Origin of the sequence: Acutalibacter caecimuris, assembly GCF_034335085.1 — a bacterium.
In the GTDB taxonomy this organism is placed as follows: domain Bacteria; phylum Bacillota; class Clostridia; order Oscillospirales; family Acutalibacteraceae; genus Acutalibacter; species Acutalibacter caecimuris.
Genome location: NZ_JAWXXJ010000001.1, coordinates 17,124 through 35,597, shown reverse-complemented (window position 1 = coordinate 35,597; position 18,474 = coordinate 17,124). Strand labels below are relative to the sequence as shown.

Annotated in this window: 25 protein-coding genes; 11 read left to right on the top strand and 14 right to left on the bottom strand. The window is 62.3% G+C overall.

Annotation, left to right across the window (positions count from 1 at the left end; genetic code table 11):
• The first annotated feature begins 88 nt into the window (after positions 1-88).
• The 8 genes from U8U01_RS00205 to U8U01_RS00170 all read left to right on the top strand — a co-directional run bounded on the left by U8U01_RS00205 (position 89) and on the right by U8U01_RS00170 (position 5,701).
• Positions 89-235: a hypothetical protein gene (locus U8U01_RS00205; protein WP_322168649.1), complete on the top strand. Its 147-nt coding sequence runs from the start codon at positions 89-91 to the stop codon at positions 233-235.
• 138 nt (positions 236-373) lie between these two features.
• Entirely contained in the window at positions 374-1,399 is a 1,026-nt protein-coding gene (locus tag U8U01_RS00200; RefSeq protein ID WP_251319916.1) for an RNA-directed DNA polymerase, read from the top strand.
• Complete coding sequence (locus tag U8U01_RS00195) at positions 1,399-3,216, top strand: DUF6273 domain-containing protein (protein WP_322168646.1); 1,818 nt, start codon at positions 1,399-1,401, stop codon at positions 3,214-3,216. The genes U8U01_RS00200 and U8U01_RS00195 overlap by 1 nt, the downstream gene beginning before the upstream one ends.
• Positions 3,213-3,671, top strand: coding sequence for a carbohydrate-binding protein (locus tag U8U01_RS00190; protein WP_251319987.1), 459 nt, complete (start codon positions 3,213-3,215; stop codon positions 3,669-3,671). The genes U8U01_RS00195 and U8U01_RS00190 overlap by 4 nt, the downstream gene beginning before the upstream one ends.
• 13 nt (positions 3,672-3,684) lie before the next feature.
• Positions 3,685-4,017, top strand: coding sequence for a serine/threonine protein kinase (locus tag U8U01_RS00185; RefSeq protein WP_251319988.1), 333 nt, complete (start codon positions 3,685-3,687; stop codon positions 4,015-4,017).
• A gap of 15 nt (positions 4,018-4,032) precedes the next feature.
• Positions 4,033-4,311: a hypothetical protein gene (locus tag U8U01_RS00180; protein ID WP_322168642.1), complete on the top strand. Its 279-nt coding sequence runs from the start codon at positions 4,033-4,035 to the stop codon at positions 4,309-4,311.
• A gap of 15 nt (positions 4,312-4,326) precedes the next feature.
• On the top strand, positions 4,327-5,367 hold the full coding sequence (locus U8U01_RS00175; RefSeq protein ID WP_322168639.1) for a hypothetical protein: 1,041 nt from the start codon (positions 4,327-4,329) through the stop codon (positions 5,365-5,367).
• A gap of 22 nt (positions 5,368-5,389) precedes the next feature.
• A complete protein-coding gene (locus U8U01_RS00170; protein WP_160233046.1) occupies positions 5,390-5,701 on the top strand; it encodes a hypothetical protein in 312 nt (103 codons plus the stop codon).
• A gap of 158 nt (positions 5,702-5,859) precedes the next feature.
• Here U8U01_RS00170 and U8U01_RS00165 read toward each other — a convergent pair whose 3' ends face one another.
• On the bottom strand, positions 5,860-6,579 hold the full coding sequence (locus U8U01_RS00165) for a hypothetical protein (protein WP_322168635.1): 720 nt from the start codon (positions 6,577-6,579) through the stop codon (positions 5,860-5,862).
• Between the two features lie 98 nt (positions 6,580-6,677).
• Here U8U01_RS00165 and U8U01_RS00160 point away from each other — a divergent pair, with 98 nt between their 5' ends.
• The 3 genes from U8U01_RS00160 to U8U01_RS00150 all read left to right on the top strand — a co-directional run bounded on the left by U8U01_RS00160 (position 6,678) and on the right by U8U01_RS00150 (position 8,408).
• Positions 6,678-6,962: a helix-turn-helix domain-containing protein gene (locus tag U8U01_RS00160; protein ID WP_251318318.1), complete on the top strand. Its 285-nt coding sequence runs from the start codon at positions 6,678-6,680 to the stop codon at positions 6,960-6,962.
• 100 nt (positions 6,963-7,062) lie between these two features.
• Positions 7,063-7,308 (top strand): helix-turn-helix transcriptional regulator, encoded by a 246-nt coding sequence (locus U8U01_RS00155; protein WP_160233049.1) that lies wholly within the window; start codon positions 7,063-7,065, stop codon positions 7,306-7,308.
• 59 nt (positions 7,309-7,367) lie between these two features.
• A complete protein-coding gene (locus U8U01_RS00150; protein WP_251318672.1) occupies positions 7,368-8,408 on the top strand; it encodes an IS30 family transposase in 1,041 nt (346 codons plus the stop codon).
• Between the two features lie 232 nt (positions 8,409-8,640).
• Here the strand turns inward: U8U01_RS00150 and U8U01_RS00145 are convergent, their stop codons facing one another.
• The 13 genes from U8U01_RS00145 to U8U01_RS00085 all read right to left on the bottom strand — a co-directional run bounded on the left by U8U01_RS00145 (position 8,641) and on the right by U8U01_RS00085 (position 18,096).
• Positions 8,641-9,054 (bottom strand): hypothetical protein, encoded by a 414-nt coding sequence (locus tag U8U01_RS00145; protein ID WP_322168631.1) that lies wholly within the window; start codon positions 9,052-9,054, stop codon positions 8,641-8,643.
• A 68-nt stretch (positions 9,055-9,122) separates the two neighbouring features.
• Complete coding sequence (locus U8U01_RS00140; RefSeq protein WP_322168628.1) at positions 9,123-10,463, bottom strand: glucose-6-phosphate isomerase; 1,341 nt, start codon at positions 10,461-10,463, stop codon at positions 9,123-9,125.
• Between the two features lie 155 nt (positions 10,464-10,618).
• The gene (locus U8U01_RS00135) at positions 10,619-11,761 is read right to left on the bottom strand and encodes a D-alanyl-D-alanine carboxypeptidase family protein (RefSeq protein WP_322168626.1); all 1,143 of its coding nucleotides are present in this window, start codon (positions 11,759-11,761) and stop codon (positions 10,619-10,621) included.
• A 170-nt stretch (positions 11,762-11,931) separates the two neighbouring features.
• Positions 11,932-12,399 (bottom strand): hypothetical protein, encoded by a 468-nt coding sequence (locus U8U01_RS00130; protein ID WP_322168623.1) that lies wholly within the window; start codon positions 12,397-12,399, stop codon positions 11,932-11,934.
• A 1-nt stretch (position 12,400) separates the two neighbouring features.
• Positions 12,401-13,462: a baseplate J/gp47 family protein gene (locus tag U8U01_RS00125; protein WP_322168619.1), complete on the bottom strand. Its 1,062-nt coding sequence runs from the start codon at positions 13,460-13,462 to the stop codon at positions 12,401-12,403.
• Positions 13,449-13,781 (bottom strand): histidine kinase, encoded by a 333-nt coding sequence (locus U8U01_RS00120; RefSeq protein ID WP_322168616.1) that lies wholly within the window; start codon positions 13,779-13,781, stop codon positions 13,449-13,451. Before U8U01_RS00120 ends, U8U01_RS00125 begins: the two co-directional genes overlap by 14 nt.
• 3 nt (positions 13,782-13,784) lie before the next feature.
• Positions 13,785-14,111 (bottom strand): hypothetical protein, encoded by a 327-nt coding sequence (locus tag U8U01_RS00115; RefSeq protein WP_322168613.1) that lies wholly within the window; start codon positions 14,109-14,111, stop codon positions 13,785-13,787.
• Positions 14,071-14,997, bottom strand: coding sequence for a hypothetical protein (locus tag U8U01_RS00110; protein WP_322168610.1), 927 nt, complete (start codon positions 14,995-14,997; stop codon positions 14,071-14,073). Before U8U01_RS00110 ends, U8U01_RS00115 begins: the two co-directional genes overlap by 41 nt.
• A complete protein-coding gene (locus U8U01_RS00105) occupies positions 14,994-15,509 on the bottom strand; it encodes a LysM peptidoglycan-binding domain-containing protein (RefSeq protein ID WP_322168607.1) in 516 nt (171 codons plus the stop codon). The genes U8U01_RS00110 and U8U01_RS00105 overlap by 4 nt, the downstream gene beginning before the upstream one ends.
• A gap of 92 nt (positions 15,510-15,601) precedes the next feature.
• Entirely contained in the window at positions 15,602-16,282 is a 681-nt protein-coding gene (locus U8U01_RS00100) for a hypothetical protein (protein WP_322168604.1), read from the bottom strand.
• Positions 16,269-16,601, bottom strand: coding sequence for a hypothetical protein (locus tag U8U01_RS00095; RefSeq protein ID WP_322168602.1), 333 nt, complete (start codon positions 16,599-16,601; stop codon positions 16,269-16,271). The genes U8U01_RS00100 and U8U01_RS00095 overlap by 14 nt, the downstream gene beginning before the upstream one ends.
• Positions 16,602-16,621: 20 nt before the next feature.
• Positions 16,622-16,993: a hypothetical protein gene (locus U8U01_RS00090; RefSeq protein ID WP_322168599.1), complete on the bottom strand. Its 372-nt coding sequence runs from the start codon at positions 16,991-16,993 to the stop codon at positions 16,622-16,624.
• Between the two features lie 89 nt (positions 16,994-17,082).
• The gene (locus U8U01_RS00085) at positions 17,083-18,096 is read right to left on the bottom strand and encodes a phage major capsid protein (protein WP_322168596.1); all 1,014 of its coding nucleotides are present in this window, start codon (positions 18,094-18,096) and stop codon (positions 17,083-17,085) included.
• Between the last annotated feature and the right edge of the window lie 378 nt (positions 18,097-18,474).

Genomic DNA, 18,474 nt, shown 5'->3' with positions numbered 1-18,474 from the left:
GATATACCAGCCAAAGGCTGTTATATTTGGGTGTGACCTATATTTTGCGTTTTCCCCGAACACGAACAACACCAACAACGCCTGGAACTTGAACTCCGATGGCAACCTCAACAACAACAACTGCTCCAACACCAACGGGTCCCGCCCCGCTCTGATGGTCAAGGCCGGACTGAGTAGGCCCAAAGCCGAAAACAGCGCCATCCATCACATCAAAGGAGGTCACATCCAGCCTTGAGTTTTTCAAGGCAAACACATTGCGCCGATGCCGCCCGCCCGGCATTGAACGGGAGGGGGCTGCTGGTCCTGTCACCCGGCACCTAAACGGCGCATGATGAGAGGATGGCCAGCCGTACAAAGACAGGAGGCCACCCGCTTGAGATTTTCCGATATTTGCACCTTTGCGGTGCTCTACGCCGCATATCTTGCCGCCCGGAGGGGCAAGCGCTCCAGAGCTGCCACGGCCCACTACGAGGCCCACCTGCTGGAGCGCATCATCAACCTGGTCTATATCCTCCGCACGAAAATATATAGGCCGGGCCGTTTCCGTGTGTTCTACGTTTTCGAGCCCAAGAAAAGGCTGGTGCAGGCTCCGGCGTTTGTGGACAAAGTGGTCCAGCACGCCATAGTGGACAATCTGCTCTATGACCGCATCACGCACAGCTTTATCCTGGATAACTACGCATCCCAAAAGGGCAAGGGCCTCCACTTCGGCCTGGACCGCCTCAAGGGCTTTTTCACGGAATACTGGAACAAATACCGCACGGCGGAGGGCTGGGTCCTCAAGTGTGATGTGCGCAAATTCTTTGCAAGTATAGACCATGACAGGCTCAAGGAAAAGCTGCAAAAGCTGGACCTTGAGCCTGTTGTTTATGACCTGCTCTGTACTTACATCGACTGCTCAGACGGCTTGCCCCTGGGCTATCAGACCAGCCAGCTCTTTGCCCTGCTATTCCTGGACGATTTTGACCACTTCGTCAAAGAACGGCTCCACATCCGCTGGTATGGCCGGTATATGGATGACTTTTTCCTCATCCACCCGGACAAGGAATATTTGCAATTTTGCCTCCGGGAAATCAAGGCCTACATGGCCAGCCTGGGGCTGGAGCTCAATGAGAAAACCCAGATTTTCCCCTTGCGCAACGGGATTGACTTTTTGGGCTTTCACACCTACCTCACGGACAGCGGCAAGGTCATCCGCAAGCTGCGGCACAGCAGCGTCAAGCGGATGCGGTCCAAGCTCCGCCGGTGGGAGCGGGACTACCCCACGGGGCAGGTCACCCGTGAGGAAATCCTGCAATCTTGGCAGGCGTGGGATGCCCACGCCGCTCACGGCAACACCTGGCTCCTGCGCCAGCAAGTGCGGGACCGTGTGCAAAACATTCTAAAGGAGGTCATCTAATGGCAACTGTCACCCTTGGCAGCAAGGCAGAGGGCTCCATCATCAAGCTCAAGGAAAACGGCGTGCTGGTGGAGTTTTACATTGCCAAGCAGAACTATGAAAGCGGGCTGAACGGAGCCGGGCGGGTGCTGGTGGTCCGCAAGGACTGTTATGACCAGCGCCAGTGGCACAGCTCCAACATCAACGCCTACGCCAGCAGCGCCATTGACACCTGGCTCAACGGCACCTACAAGAACCTGCTGGACGCCAACATCCGCACGGCGATGGGCACCACCAAAATCTACTACACTCCCGGCAACGGGAACAACAGCAAGACCACCTTGCAGCGGTCCGTGTTCCTGCTGTCCGCCACGGAGCTGGGCCAGTCCCACACCTACATGAACGCTGAGGGCACGGCGCTGTCCAGCACGGTCCTCAATCTGCTGAAAATCGCAAAGCTGAATGGCTCCGCATATCCTCAGTGGACCCGTTCCCCGAGCACGTACTACACCGGCAGCGCCTGGAACTTGGGCTCCGGTGGCAGCCTCGACGACGGCGGCTGCTCCAGCACCCGCGGGTCCCGCCCCGCTTTCACTCTCCCCTCCTCCCTCTATGTCAGCGATGACGGCTCTGTGTCCGTCAACACCGCCCCCGGCACCCCCTCCAGTATCAGCTATCCCACCAGCATCAACGGCGGCACGGACATCACCGTGAGCTGGGGAGCGTCCACGGACGCTGAGGGCAACCTTGCGGGCTATGTCGTGGAGCGGAGCACCAACGGCGGCACCACCTGGGCCCAGGTCTACCAGGGCAGCGCCCGGAGCACCACCAACAACGTGGCCTTTGGCACCGCCTCCGTCATGTTCCGGGTCAAGGCCTATGACACAGAGGGCCTTAACTCCGGCTGGAAAACCGGCAGCAATGTCACGGTGGTCAACAACCGGGCCCCCTCCGCCCCCGGCTCCATCACGGTGCCCGCCGCCGTCCGGGGCGGGGCCACCCTGCCCATCTCCTGGACCCGTGCCACGGACAGCGATGACAACCTCAGCGGCTATGAGCTGGAGCGGAGCGTCAACGGCGGCGCATGGTCCCAGGTCTACAAGGGCTCCGCCCTGACCTTTACGGACACCATCACCGCCGGGTGGAATACGGTGGCCTACCGTGTCCGGGCCTATGACACGCTGAACGCCACCAGCGCCTATGTCACCAGCGACACCCGCACGGTGGACAATAACGCCTATCCCGTCATCACCAGTGACACGGCCTCCGGCACGGACCTGGGCACCAAAAATGAGGGCTTTGCCCTGACCTACAAGGTGACCGATGCGGACGGGGGCACCGTGACGGTCAAGGAGTATCTGGACAACGTGCTCCAGCGGTCCTATACGGCCACCCTGGGCCAGTCCAACACGTTCCAGGCCGTCACCGCCGCCAACTATCAGAAAATCCTCAACGGGGCCCACACCCTCAAGGTGGTGGCCAATGACGGCAAGGCGGACAGCGCCCCCTACACTGTGACCTTTACCAAAAAGGTCATCAGCGCCAGCATCACCCTGGCGGAGCCCCTGGACGCCGATGACGCCATCACCGTCATGGTCCTCAACATCGTGGGCGCTCTGCCCGTTGACGCCGTGCTCCAGGTCCTGGTCACCAACAACGCCAAGGACGCCGCCCCCGTGTGGGAGGACGCCACGGCGGACATCAAGAGCGGAGCCAACCATGTCTTTGAGAACAAGACCGCCGCAAATGGCTTTGCGTTCAACTTCAAGCTGGACGTGAGCCGGGGGGGCAGTGACACCGGCGGCTATATTTCCAGCATCGGAGGTGCCTTTGAATGAGCGTTGAATACACCCAGAATAGCCTCAAGGCCATCAATGAGGCCAAGCTCTACGCCAAGCAGCGGGAGGACGCCGCCGCCATCGCCTTTGTGGTGCTGGCGGAAAACGGCCAGATTGACGCCGTGACCGCTGCCGAACAGTCCACCCTCTTTGCGGAGTGGGTGCCCGGCGTCAACTACGCCGTGGGCAACCTCCGCCGGTATGGCGGCACCCTTTACCGCTGTGTCCAGGAGCACACGTCCCAGGAGGGGTGGGAGCCGGACAAGGCCGCCTCCCTCTGGGCGGTGACCTCTGACCCGGCGGAGGAGTGGCCCGCCTGGAGCCAACCCCTGGGGGCCCATGACGCATACAGCGCCGGGGCTAAGGTGAACCACAAAGGCAAGCATTGGACCTCTACCGTGGACGGCAACGTCTGGGAGCCCGGCGTCTATGGCTGGGATGAGGTCACCGAATAAGGAGGGGGACATCATGGTCATTGAGCTTTCTGTCGGGGGCCTGGTCACGCTGCTGGGCCTCCCCACCGCCATTACTGCCTTTTGTTTTTGGCTGCTCCAGCAGCGCATCACAAAGCGGGACAAAGCCCAGGAGGAGCGGGAGCGTGCCCGTGAGAAAAATGAGGTGCTTATCATCAAAGGGGTGGGGGCCGCCATCGCTCTGGGGGAGGCTACGGCGGAGGCCGTCCAGCGCATCCCGGACGCACACTGTAACGGTGATATGCACGCCGCCCTGGAATATGCCCGCAAGGTCAAGCATGAACACAAGGAATTTTTGACGGAGCAAAGCGTCCAGGCGCTTTACTGAGGAGGGCGGCATTGGATGGAGTTTTCCAAGAAAATGCTGGTGCTACACATCTTCATCTCCGTGGTCCTGTGCGCCATCACCGTGGCCGGGACCCTCCGGGGGTGGGATGTTACCGCCATTGCCGTCCTTGCGGGCACCTCCCTGGTGACAGACGGAACCTGGGGCGGCTTTTACCTGTGGAAGTCCAAGAACGAAAACCGGGCCAAGTACGCCCAGCGTTTTCTCAAACAGTTTGCGGGCCAGTATGGGGCGGATGTAGCCCTCCGGGCCGCTGAAATCGTGCTGAAAGACTAAAGGAGGAAAGACATCATGAGCAAAATGAAAGCCCAGACCCTTGTGGACAAGGCGGTGGACATCGCCAAGAACTACAAGACGCTGTATGTCATGGGGTGCTTTGGCGCTCCTATGACGGCAGAAAACAAAACCCGGTACACGCAAAATCACGCCTACAACAAACAGGCGGCCCGCACGGCCATGATTAAGGCCGCCACGGCGGACACCTTTGGCTTTGATTGCGTCAACCTCATCAAAGGCATCCTCTGGGGCTGGTGCGGGGACGCCTCCAAGCGGTACGGCGGGGCCACCTACCCCACCGCTGCCATGTTTGCCGCCGGAGCGTGCCCGGACGTGGGGGCGGATGGCATGATCGCCAAATGCACCGGCGTGAGCACTACCGGCTGGGCATCTATGGTGCCCGGTGAGGCTGTCTGGCTGTCCGGCCATATCGGCATCTATATCGGGGACGGCCTGGCGGTGGAGAGCTCCCCCGCCTTTGCCAACAAAGTCCAGATCACCGCCGTGGCCAACATTGGCAAAAAGGCTGGGTACAGCGCCCGAACCTGGACCAAGCACGGCAAAATCCCCTGGGTGGACTATACGGGGGCCGTGGCGGGCGGCAGCGCCCCGGTGGTATCTCAGCCCACCCAGCCCGACACAAACGCCCAGGGGCCCGCTGTGGGGGCCGTGGTAGCCTTTACCGGCATCCAGCACTACACCAGCTCCAACAGCACCAGCCCCAAGACCTGCAAGCCCGGTGAGGCCAGGGTCACCGCCGTGGCCAAGGGAGCCCGGCATCCCTATCACCTCATCAAGACCACCGGCAGCTCCTCCACCGTCTACGGCTGGGTGGACGCCGCTGACATCGCCGTGGAGGCCTCCGCCGCCATCGCCAAGGGCTCCACCGTCAAAGTCAAGGCCGGGGCCAAGACGTACACCGGCGGGGGCCTGGCCTCTTTCGTCTACGCCAACACCTACACGGTGCTGGAGCTGTCCGGGGACCGGGCCGTCATCGGCCAGGGCAAGGCGGTCACCGCCGCCGTCAACATCAAGGACCTCACCCTTGTGGGGTAAAATAACAGGGAGGTAAAAAGTTATGGAAAGCATTTTCGACTGGTCCGTCATTCTCAGCATCGTGGGCGTCCTGGTGGTGCTCACCAACATCATCGTCCAGGTCCTCAAAAAGCTCACCTGGGACCGGCTCCCCACCAACGTCCTGGCCGTCATCGTGGCCATGGGTCTCACGCTGGTGGCGTTTTTTGCCTGGTGCCAGATTAAGGGCATGGCTGTTCTGTGGTACATGGTGGTGGCCGCCGTTGTGGTGGGCTTTATGGTGGCTTATGCGGCAATGTTTGGCTTTGACAAGCTACGGGAGGTCATCTTGCAGCTTGAAAAGAAAAAGGAGTAAAGCCCCCGGCGGGAAATGCCTCTATTGGGCCCGTAAAGGCCCCCACAAGGGCCGTCAAGGCCGGGAGGGGTAAAGATACCCCCGCCGCCCTGGGTTGGGCTGTTTTTTCCGATGGAAAAAAGCCGGAGGGGCCTGCTGGCCTCTCCGGCTTTTTGCGTCTACGGCATGAGGACCTTTGTGTCCCTCACCACTTTGTCATAGGTGTCCGCCACGTCTAAAAAATCAGTCTTGTGGGCCTCCAGCTTTGCCAGATATGCCTCCATCCTTTTACGCTGTCCAGACGGCGTTTTTAACAGCATGGCCTCCGTTGTTTCTTTTATGTAGCTGTTTTCAAGGAAAGCAATTTTTAGGTCTTTCACGCTGGAGAGCACCTGGTCACACGTTTTGCTTGTCCCCGGCAAAATCCCTTTGCACCCCGCTTTTTCGGCTTGCAGGAGGGTCAACGCTGTCCGCTGTGCCAATGCCAACCGGCTGGTGAATGTGTCAATGTTGGCCGTCTGCTGAGCCAGCTTGAAACTTTCGGAGAGGATGCGCACGTCATTCTCTATCTGCTCTTTTGTGTAGTACATCCGCATATCCCGCAATGTTTCCTCCGGCGCATCCGGCGTGTATTGACTGGCCTCCCGGCGCACGGCCCCCGCTGTTGGGCTTTGCGGCTCCGGCTTTACTTTCTTTTTCCTCAGCAGGAAATAGGTAGGAACAGCGAACAACACCGCCCCCAGCACCATCTCCGCCTTGTGCGTATCTACCGCCAGCCATATAAAAACAGCCACATAAATGACGCAAACAACGCCAAAGAACGCCTTTAGAAACCGCCCCAGCTTTTTCACCTTTTCGCCCTCTCTTTCTTGTTCTTTCTTGACCTTTACAAACCCCATTATATCTGGCCTCCGCCGTGCTGTCAAGCAACAGAGCCTATTTGATAATGACTTGACGGCCATGCAAAGTATAATTACTTTGAAAGGAGGCGCTGCGGATGATTGCGGAGAAAATAAAGGCGTTAAGAGAGGCACGGGGCTGGACACAAGCGGAGCTTGCCCGCCGTATGGGTATCACCCGCAACGGCGTGAACTCCTGGGAGCAAGGGCTTTCCATCCCGTCCCCGGCCAGCATCGTGGAGCTGGCAAAGACCTTTTCCGTGTCCACGGACTACCTCCTGGGCCTGGAGCCTCTGGCCAGCATCAACGTGTCCGGCCTGGATGAGCGGGACGTGGCAACGCTGGCCATGCTTGCGGACCGGCTGAGGGCCACAAAGGATTAAAAAATTGCCCGGCAAAATTTCCTTTTGCACGGGCTTTTTTCTATCTTGACATTATACAACTTTTGTTGTATAATAGAGAAAACGGAGGAGGTGCAGCCCTATGGGCCAAACAAGAAACAAACTGCAAAGCGCACGACTGGCACACGATTTTTCACAATCTGAACTGGCCACCGCCGCCGGTATCAATGGCCGGGTGCTCCAGACCTATGAGCAGGGAGGCCGTGACCTGTGCGGTGCAAAGCTGGCCACGCTCCTCAAAATCTGCCTTGCCCTCAACTGCAAGCTGGAGGACATCTTGCCAGATGGAGAGACGGCGGAGCTGCTGGAGCGATACATGGCCAGATAACAACACACGGGCAAGCGGGGTGGCAACACCCCGCTTTTACTATTTTCTGGAGGTGCAATATGAACCATAAAGGAGCCACCCATTTCACGCTCAATGACCGGCAGACCCTGGAGCGGATGCTGAGAAAAGGCTTTTCAAAGCCTGCTATTGCGGAGGCCCTGGGCAAGTGTGAACGGTCTATCTACTATGAAATAGGCCGGGGCCTGTGCGTCCAGCGCACCACGGACCTCATTGACGTTGAGGTCTATTGTGCGGACGTGGCACACCGCAAATACAAGGCTTTCCTCAAGGAAAAGGGCAAGGAGCTCAAAATCGGCCATGACCACGCCCTGGTCAAGCGGCTGGAGGAGCTCATCATGGTCCAAGGCTTTGCCCCTGGTGCCGCCCTTGCGGAAATCCGAAACAACGGGGAGAAATTTGACACGGAAATCTGTGAGAATACGGTCTATAATTACATCTACCGTGGGGACGTGTTCCTTTTCCTGACCCCGGAGCACCTGCATGACAAGGGCCGCCGCCACTACGCCGCCAAGAGTAAAAAGGAGGCCGCCAGGGCTCCCCGTGGCCAGAGCATCGAAAAGCGCCCGGAGGAGGTCAAGAGCCGGGGCAGCTTTGGCCACTGGGAGATGGACAGCGTCATGGGGTGCAAGGGCTCCAAGCAAGCCCTCCTGGTGCTTACAGAGCGGCGGACCCGCATGGGGATTGTCTTGCTGGTGGAGGACCACACGGCGGCCAGCGTGGTCAAGGCCATCAACGGCCTGGAGCGGCGCTTTGGCAAGCTGTTCTATAAACTTTTCAAGAGCATCACCGTTGACAATGGCTGTGAGTTTCAAGACTTCGAGGGCATAGAGATGTCCCACCGGCGCAAGGGCAAGCGGACCATCGTGTTTTTCTGCCACCCATACAGCGCTTTTGAAAGGGGCTCCAATGAGAACATGAACCGGCTGATTAGACGGTTTTTCCCCAAAGGCACCAACTTTGATGAGGTCACAAAGGAGGAGGTGATGGCAGCGGAGCGGTGGGTCAACAACTACCCCCGCAAGATACTGGGCTGGAAGTCCGCCGCCATGCTCTTTGACCAGGAGCTCCAGGCGGCGTGACGCCTTGACCCCATACAAACGTACCAGCCGAATGGGATTGACCCATCCGGCTGGCTTGCCATGTCATTTTGTTGTGAAAACGCATAAAATCCGCCCGCCCCGCTTGTGCAGGGTGCTAATTTTTCTTGACTTTTGCAAATTTCTCTTGACTTTTAGCAAGGAACCCGAAATTCCGGCAGCAAAAGCCCCAGGGCTTGTGTACGCGTAAAGGGGATGGCGGATTTCTGGCCTTTTACTTCAGCACGCAGTCAGCCACCTCGGCGGGGATGTCCTCATCCGCCGCGGAAATGGACAGCACAATGTTCGTATCGGCAGACTGGCTGAGCTTTTTCAGCTCCGGCACCAGTACGGCGCAGGCTTCGGCGCCGGTGCCGGTGATCTTCAGGGTAGAGTCCACAAAAATGTCGGTCACGTCATAGTTCCCCGCGCAAATGCCGCTGATAAAGCCCAGCAGCGCCTCCGCGCCCTTGATGTCATAGGCGTCGGAATCCACCAGGCGGGCGGCGTAGGGGATGTTAAAGGTCATCTGCTTGCCTTTCTCGATGACCACTACATTGCCGTTGGACTTCTCTAAAGCGGCGTTTACCATCTCAATCAGCTTTTTCGTCTTGCCGGAACCTTTTTTCCCAGTTAAAAGAGTAACCATTTGAACGCTCCTTTACAATATTGTTCTGATTTTTTATCCAAACGGGTCGCCCCGCACAGATGGTTTCCTCAGCCCTGCAACCGTTCCTCCAGCCTGGCTTTTGCGTCCTCATAGCCGGGCTTGCCCAGCAGGGCAAACATATTCTTCTTGTAGCTTTCCACGCCCGGCTGGTCAAAGGGGTTAACCCCCAGCAGGTACCCGGAAATGGCGCAGGCCTTCTCAAAAAAGTAGATCAGTTGGCCCAGGCTGTCCTCCGAAAAATCGCTGACGTGCAGCACCATGTTGGGCACGCCCCCGTCGTTGTGGGCCAAAACCGTGCCCTCAAAGGCCTTCTCGTTTACAAAGGCCATGGTGCGGCCCTCCAGGTAATTAAGGCCGTCCACATCCGCCGGGTCGTTGCCCAAAGTAATCTGGTACTTGGGCTGGTCGATGTGCACCACGGTTTCAAACAACTGCCGCCGGCCGTCCTGGATATACTGGCCCATAGAGTGCAGGTCTGTAGAGAACACCACGCTGGCCGGGAACAGCCCCTTCTGGTCCTTGCCCTCGCTCTCGCCGTAAAGCTGTTTCCACCACTCGTTCATCATGGCGTAGCAGGGCTCGTAGCTTACCATCACCTCAACGGACTTGCCCTTGCGGTAGAGGATATTGCGCAGGGCGGCATACTTGTAGCAGTCATTCTCCTCCAAAAGGGGGCTGCTGTAGGCCCGCATCGCCTTGGCGGCGCCGGCCATCAGGGCGTCTATATCGCAGCCGGCCACCGCAATGGGCAACAGCCCCACCGCCGTCAGCACAGAGAACCGCCCGCCCACGTCGTCGGGCACCACAAAGGTTTCGTAACCCTCTTTGTCGGCCAGTTGTTTCAGGGTGCCCTTCTGCCGGTCGGTGGTGCAGAAGATCCGCGACCGGGCGCCCTCCTTGCCGTATTTCTTCTCCAAAAGCTCCCGGAACACCCGGAAGGCAATGGCCGGCTCGGTGGTGGTGCCGGACTTGGAGATCATGTTGATGGAAACATCCTTGCCCTCGCAAAGGGTCACCAGTTCCTGCAAAGCGGTAGAACTGATGCTGTTGCCGGTAAAATAGATGTCCGGCGTGTCCTTGGGCAGGGCGTTGTAACGGTCCGATTTCAAAAACTCAATGGCGGCCCTGGCTCCCAGGTAGGAGCCGCCAATGCCGATAACCACAAACACCTGGGAATTCTCCTTCACCCGCCCGGCGGCGGCCTTAATCCGGGCGAATTCCTCCTTGTCGTAGTCCTCCGGCAGGGAAACCCAGCCTAAAAAGTCGCTGCCCGCGCCCTTGCCGGACATCAGCAGCTCGCTGGCGGCCTTGACCTGGGGCTGGATCTGCTCCAGCTCGTGCCCGGAAACAAAGCCTTTCAGATACCTGTCCTCCAATTTAAGCGGCATTTACAAAACTCCTTTGCCCGCTGCGGCAGCAAACGCCCCTGCCGCACGGCTTGAATTTTCTCTGTGCTTATATTCTACAATAAGTCGCGGGATTTTTCAAGGCTGGTTTACGAAATGAAAAAATTTTTCTGCCGCCGGGGTGGAAACCCTGCCCCCTACAGGCCCATCAGCCCGCCCAGCAGGTACATAAACGCCGAGCGGAAGGTGATGGGCCGCACCTGCCCCGCGGCGGTAATATCCACCGTGGCCACGGTTTTGCCCCCGGCGGTGTAGGTGATCTTCCCAATCACCTCCCCCTCTTCCACAGGGGCCGCCAGCCCCTCCCGCCAGGTAATTTTCTCCTCGATCTCCCCCTGCCCGGCGGCGGGCAGCAGGATCTCCGGCATGGCCCCGGCCTTGGCGGCCACGGTTTCCTCCATGCCCCCCGCCACCGGCACAGGCCCCAGGGCCGGGGCCTGTGGCACCGTTACCGACCACCCGGCAAAGCCGTAGTCCAGCAAGGCCGCCGCGTCTTTAAAGCGGTCGTCCGTGCTGGAGGCCCCCAGCACCACCGCGATCAGCCGCAGCCCGTTTCGCTCCGCCGTAGCGGTCATGCAGCTTCCCGCCTGGGAGGTGGTGCCCGTTTTCAGCCCGGTAATGCCCTGGTAGCTGCGGATCAGCTTGTTGGTGTTCACCAACTGGGTGGCCCCGTCCCGCACATAGTCAATCCAGGTCAGGGTGTAGTCGGTAATTTTCTCGTGGCGCAGCAGTTCCCGGCTCATCAGGGCCACGTCATAGGCGCTGGTCACATGGCCCTCCTCGTCCAGGCCGTTGCAGTTTTTAAAGGTGGTGTCCTGCATCCCCAGTTCCTGGGCCCGGCTGTTCATCCGGGCCACAAAGGCCTCCTCGCTGCCGGCCACGTTTTCGGCCAGCACCACGGCGGCGTCGTTGGCGCTCATAATCACCGTGGCCTTAATCAGGTCGTCTACGGACATCTGCTCCCCCTCCTTCAGCCAGATGTCCGAGCCCCCCATGGAGGCCGCGTGGGCCGAGGCCGTCAGCACGTCTTGCAGGCCCAACTGGCCCGCTTCCAGCGCGTCAAAGGTCAGGCACAGGGTCATCACCTTGGTGATGGACGCGCAGGGGCGCACCTGGTGGGGGTTTTTCTCAAACAGCACCTGGCCCGTGCCCGCCTCCATCAGCACCGCCGCCGGCGCGGAGATCTCCAGCCCCTCCCCCTGGGCGGCCGTGGCGGGCATTACCCGCAGGCAGAGTACGCAGGCCAGTACCAGCGCGGGTATAGCCAACCGTTTTTTCATGGCAACCATTCCTTTCTTGCCGGGCCCTGGGGCCCTGGGTTCCAGTTTGGTATAATATATGTTTGCCCCCGGCGGCTTAAGACCCTTTCTGTAGAAAGGGCCTTCCGGCCCCCATCCTCCAAACAAAAGGCCCGGCTCATTTCCCTGAGCCGGGCCCTATCAATTATCTTTTATTCTTCCAAAAGGGTGAGTTCCCACGCCAGGTGGGCGGGCAGCAGCCTGTCCAACAGGCGGCGGGCCTCGGTTTCGGTTACGCCCCGCAGGGCGCCCGTAACCAGCAGCTTGCCCGCCTGTTCCCTCACCGTGCCCTCCACCCCTGCCACCGGCAGCACCTCCTGGCAGAGGCTGCCCAGCGTCGCCGGGCCGTACCGCAGCCCGAGGGCTTTGGCCGCCGCTTGCCGCCGGAAACCCAGCCCCGCCCCGGAGGCCTGCCGCCGGAACAGCAGTTCCCAGGCGGCCAGCCGCCCGGCCGGTGCCGTCAGCGCGAACAGTTCGGCCTCCAGCGCCGCCATTGCCTCCTCTATCACCGCAAACCCGGCCTGATAGGCCGCCAGTTCCCAATCCACCGGGCTCTCCCCGGTCAGCCGGTACAGTCCTGTGGCCCCCATCAGCCGGGCCATGTTCCCGCCGCAGGTCATATCAGCCCTCGCTAAAGGCCACAGCCCCCAGGGCCAGCAGCACCCCTGCCGCCCCCTCCACCGCTGTGGTACTGCTGTTAAACGTCACTTTGCAGATGGCCGGGTCCGCGTCCAGCACTGCCCTGGTCAGGTCGCTCAGGTACATCCCCTCCCCGATCTTCCTCTGCCCGAACCAGTCCCGCACCCCCTGTATGGCGGCCTCTTTGGCCTGGGCGAACACCGTCCCCGGTTTCACCCCCAGGTAGCCGATCACCCCCACCTTTTTCACTGTGGGCGCCTTTACCGTCACGGCCACCCCGGCCTCCCGCAGGCCCTCCAGCTTTTCCGCCAGGGCGTCCATGGCCGCCTGGCCGGGGGCGGCCCCTTGCCCCCATACGTATACGCCCACCGTGCCCGCGCCCCCCTCCCTGGGCACGGCCTGGGCGTCGGATACCCCTTCCTCCTCCAACGCCACCGCCTCGTACCAGGCGGCGCTGCCCGCGGGCCCCATAAGCCGGTAGCTTTCCAGTACCCTGGCACGGTAGTCCCCGTCCCGTTCCGGGTCCATACCGCCGGTAAAGGGGGCCGGGTTTGTCACGTAGTTGATGCCATTCACCTCCGTTACCAGCGTGTTCACGTACCCGGCGGCGGCATTGCCCCTGCTGCCCCCCTCCGCCGCTTGGGCAGGGGCCTCCACGGTCACGGTCCCCGCGGCAAGGGTCACGTCCGCCGTGGTTTCATACTCCACCGCCTCCTCCCCGTAAGAGGCGCACACCGTCCCCTTTGGGATCAGCAGGTCAAACCCCGCCGGCACATACCGGGAAAAGGCCAGCCGGCCCCTGGCCTTTTCCTGCCCCCGGCGCACCACGCCCCGCTGGGCCCCGTGCATATCCAGTTGGGCCCCGTCCGCCGTCTGGGGGAAGGCCTGGCGTTTCAGCCACTCTATCCCCGCCTGTAGGCGGTACAACTCCCCGGCCAGCAACTGCAACCGCAGCCCCAGGTCGGAAACATCCTCCGGCGCCCAGCCGCTTTTTGCGGTATAGGCCGCCTTCATCCGCCCCCATATCTCCTCATAGCTCTCCAACCTCTATCTCCTCCTCCCCCAGCGGGGTCGCTATCAAAAAAGCCACGCCCTTTTCCGTCAGCCGGGCGGCTTTGGCCCGTACGCCGGGCAGGCGCAACAGGGCCTCGTTGGCCAATGCCAAAGCCCGTTCCTCCGGGTGATCCTCCCCCCGGTCCAGTTGCCACAGCCCGCTTCCCAGTTCCCGGTTGTAGGGCCATGCGCCCCGGTGCATCTGTAAGTTCATGCGGGCGTACTGCAAAAGTTCCGCCCGGCCGGCCACGGTTTTGGGCAAGCCCCCGGCGCCCAGCACATAGCCGCCGTTTACCAGTTCCGTATCCACCCCTCATCCCTCCTTTGGCTGGAACACCTGCCCGTTGATGACCACGCATCCGTCGTTGCACAGCCGTATTTCCGCGCCCCCCGCCGAATACAGCCGCACCTCCCCCTGCTCCAGCGCCCCGTCGGCGGCGCTGGCCAGGCCGGCGCAGTAGCCGCCCAGCATCACGGCCTCCCGGCCCTCCTCCGCTACGCTGGCAAAGCCATACGGGAATATCTGCGCCGGCCGGTCATGCCGGCTGTCGGCCTGCACCGCAAAGCCGCCCTGGTTCTCCACCGTCCCGCTGGTCAGCTTAAGGGGCTGCCCCGCTGCCAGCCGTTCCGTCAGCCACATCCGTTTCCCCCCTTTCCAGCACAAAGCGGGTACGCGCCCCGCCGCTGTCCTGATGATACACCGCCCGGCACACCGGGCAGCCGGTAAAGCGCCCGGCCTTGGGTATCTCCACATCCGCCACCCCCCAGGCGGGCCACCAGGCCCCCTGGCAGGTCACGGTAAGCAAAAAGCTCTCCTGCTGGGCCTTTTGCAGCACGGCGCGGGGGTTTTTCCCGCTTTGGGCGCTGATGTACCGCCGCCGCGCCACCGGTGCGCCCGCATCCCGGTACAGGGTGTCATAGCCGCCCCGGTAGCCCTGTTTCCACACCGCGCTCAGCCGTTTATACGGCCTGCGGCTGATCTCCGCCGCCAGCACCTGCCCCAGGGCCAGCGTCCGGGGTTCCCGGCCTTCGCAGCGCACCCGGCCCGCAAAGTCCACATAGGGCACGGTGCCCAGGCAGTCCCGGCAAAAGCCCGCCAGCACCTGCCAGCAGGAGGTACCCTTTTCCACCGCCAGTTCCCCCGGCATGGCCCCCTGCCCGCCGGTAGCCTCCCCAAAGCCCAGGGGCTCCAGCAGCCGCCTGCGCAGCCGCTCCAGCGAAGGGTTCCGGATAGCCCTTGGCTCCGCCTCGCTGTCCAAAAGCAGGGCCTCCCTACTGCGGCACACCAGTTCCACCCATAACCCGCTGGCCGTAAGCCGGGTATTCTGTTCGTCCACAATCCCCCGGAACACCCCTTCGCCCCCGTGGTATACCCACACCTCCGCCAGGTCCTCCCAGGCCCTGTCCGCCGGGAACACCGCCTTCAGTTGGTCCGCCGGCGCCTCCCGGTCGTAAGAGAGCACCGCCTCTGCCGGGGCCCCCAGCAAAAACTGCCCGCCCCCCGGCAATATCCCCCAGTAGGTCACGGGGCAAACACCTCCTCCCCCTGCTCCAGCCAGGCAATGTCCCGGATATGCAGGTTGGCCCGGCGCAGGGCCTCTATGTCCCAGCCATACCGGCCGGCATAGTCCCACAGGCTCTCCCCGGCGGCAGCCAGGTTCCTGCCCTGCCCCTGCCAGCGGGCCCCGGCCCGGTACTCCGTAAAGGCAAACCCATACTTCACCTTGCCCGCGCCCTCTTCCCCCAGCAGTTTCAGGCTGTCCATCACCGCCAAAAAGGGCTCCTGCCCCGGCAGTTGCAGGCTACCCGGCCCGCCCTTCGCAAACAGTTCCTCCAGTTGCCTCCACTGGTCCATACAGTCCCCGCCCACCAAATACCCTTGCCCGGAAACCCGGCGCTTTTTCGCCCCCAAGTCCGCCGCCGTGCTGCCCGCAAAGGGCAGCGGGGTTTCCCGCAGGTTCCGCTGGCACTCCACGCACAGCGCCGTAGGGTTCACCCGCCAGGTAAACCCCTTAAAGCGCATGGCCATCAGGTTCATATACCCGCCCCCTTATAGCTGCGCCGGATACCGCCGGCTGTCCCGTTCCATCTCCCTGCTCAGTTCCTCCGCGCGCTCCAGGCTCTCCATCCTCACCCCTCCTTCACCGTTTTCGTCCTGCTGATTGCCACCGCCGTCCCCCCGCTGCCGCGGCTTTTCCACCGGCAGCCCATATACAGCCAGCCCGGCCCCTCCAACCGCAAGGTGAACCCGTCCGCCACGCCCATGGCGGCAGCGCCCAGCCCCTGCAACTCAATGGTATAGGTCCTCCCCGGCTCCCAAAAGGGCACATCCTCCCCCATCGCCACCAGCGCCTCCCCTTCCCGGCTGACGCTCTCTTTCCAGCCCGTCACCGGGTAATGTTTCCCGTCCAGGGTGATGCCCCCCTTGCCGGCCCCACCGCCGGCCCCGGCGGGCCGGGCAAAGCTGAACGTACAGTGCATGGCCGTGCCCCCAAAGGTTTTGTCCGCCGTTACCGGGCCCAGCACGGTTTCGGCCAACAGGGGTTGGCTCTCCCGCGCCGCCGTTTCCATGGCACTGGCCACGGCCTGGGCTTGCCCCTGGCCCCTGCCCGGGGGCAGGTAAACGGTAAACCCCAGCCTGGCCTGCCAGCCCGAACCATCGGTGCTCTCCCGCTCCACCTGCCCGGCCGCCAGCACCCGCCCCAGCCGCCGGGAGGCCGTTTCCGGCCCATAGGCCTCCCGGAAGTCCGCCTCCGGTATGGCCGCCCGGAACGCCTCCAGCAGCCCCGCCAATATCTCATAGGCCGTCATTCCCGTCCGCCCTCCTTTCCAGCAACAGCCGGCAGCACACCTTTGTGCCGCCCACACACAGTTCTTCCACGCTCAGCACGGTATAGGCCCGGCCGCCCTGCTCCAGCAGGTCCCCTGCGGCGGCCTGCTCCGCCCAGCCCGTAAATACCGGCAGCGGGTCCTCCAGCAGCCCGGCCTCGTGCCGCTGGCCCCGGCAGGGCAGGCCGCCCTGGCCCCGCCGGTAGGCTACCCGGCCCCTGGCCCTGGCCTTCCCCCCGTCCGCCCCGGTCAAAACCGCCGCCGGCTCATGCCGGAACAGCCCCCGCGACATATCCTCCATAGCCCCGCCCCCTTCCGCTTTCAAATCCGTCCAAAGTAAAAGCCCTCCTCCCGCAGCAGCCCGGCGGCGGCCCGGCGCTTTTCCTCCCGCAGATGCCCGGCATATCTGGCGCGGTCCCCCAGTTCCAGTTTCAGTTCCGGCGTGCTCACCGCGCCCGGCGTCCCCGCCTGGTCCAGCAGCGCCAACTGGTAAAGGGCCTCTGCCGCGGCCAGGCCCTCGGCCGCCTCCCGGCCGGTTTCCGGGGCGCCGGGCAGCAGCCGTGCCTGTACCCATTGCACGCACTCTCCGCACAGCCCCTGGCACAGGGCGTCCCTGCCCGGCTCCTGCCCGTCCAAGGCCTCCCCGCTGTACTGTTTAAACTTCTCCACTGCCCCCGCCAACGTGATCTCCATATCCCCCTCCTCTATGCTCCCGGCAGCCGCCCAACCGGGCCCTGCCCCAAAACCCGCCCTACGCCCGCCCCTGTTTGGCCCTGTCCGGCTTACCCGTTCCCGCCGGTGCAATCCAGCCCCGCGGCCGCGTCCTGGAATATCCGCGCAAACCCATAGGTCACGGTAATGGCCGCCCGCTCCAGTTGCCGGTCAATCAGCCTGTCATGGTCCGTGGTGATGTCCCCGGCCTGGGCCATCTCCAACGCGCAGTTTTTGTCCAGCACCAGCAGTTTCCCGGCGGCCATCCCCGGCACATGGATCAGCTTTGCCCCCAGCGGGGTGCACAGCCTGCCCGTCCCCTGGAAGTTCATCCCCGCCTGGGCGTCCTTGAACTCCGGCACCTGCAACAGTTTCTGCATCACGGCGGTACCCGCGGCCACGGTGTTCAGCTCAAAGGGGGCCAGCTTGCCCCACAGGGCGATAAAGTCGGCATAGTTGGGGGTGCCGCCCTCGGTAAAGGCCACGCCCCCCATGCTCCCGTCCCCCTCCAGCAGCACGTCTACCCCGTCCTGCAACTGGGCCGCGGCCATATAGGCGCCTATCTGCCGCAGCGCCACGGTCAGCAAATCCAGCTTTTGGAACCGCAATGCCTCATAGCTGCTCACCAGCATACGGCCCCGTTTTTTCAAGTTCACCAGTCCCTTGCTGGCCCGTATGTCCGTGCTGGGCAACTGGCCGCCCTCCTCCACCGGGGCCAGGGCGGGAGGCTCTTCCGTGGCCGTGGTGATGGTCCGGTAGTCCATCCCGTCGACCTTGGTCACCACCGCCACCAGGTCCTGCACCTTCCCCGCGCCCTCCATCCCCTGGCGCACGGCCCGGGCCACATACTCCGGGAACAGCGCCGCGCTGGCCCCGCTCTGGAAAAACTGCTCCACCGTGCCGGAGCCCGGCCCGTTCACCTTAATGGCAAAGCGTTTCAGTTGGCGCTGGTAAGCGTCCAGGCCCTCCAGCGGGGTGCCCCGGTAGTTCTCGCTGCTGTCCAGTTCCTCCAGTACCTGGGTAAAGCTCTTACCCGGCACAGCGTACATCCCCTTCTCCAAAGAAATGTTTTTGCAATACCCCATCTGCCGTTCCTCCTTTATACGATTCGTTTCCGCCGTCCCTGCCTCCTATCTTCCCGCAAGCTGCCGCCCCGCAGCCCGCGCCCCACCATATTCCCCCTAAATACCCCCTCTTATGCTGAGGATCCCCCACCCCCTTCCACGTCCCCCTCCCGTAAGCCCCCCTTCTTAATTGCAGAAGAAATCCTACCTCCCCGCCACCCATCCCCCACGTCCCTCTTCTATCCAATACCCCCTCTTATGCTGAGGATCCCTCCACCCCCTTCCACGTCCCCCCTTCCCGCAAGCCCCCCTTCTTAATTGCAGAAGATATCTCGCCCCCCTCCCCACCACACATTCTCCACCCCCCCACCCCTCCCCCTAAGTCCCTTTCTATATATA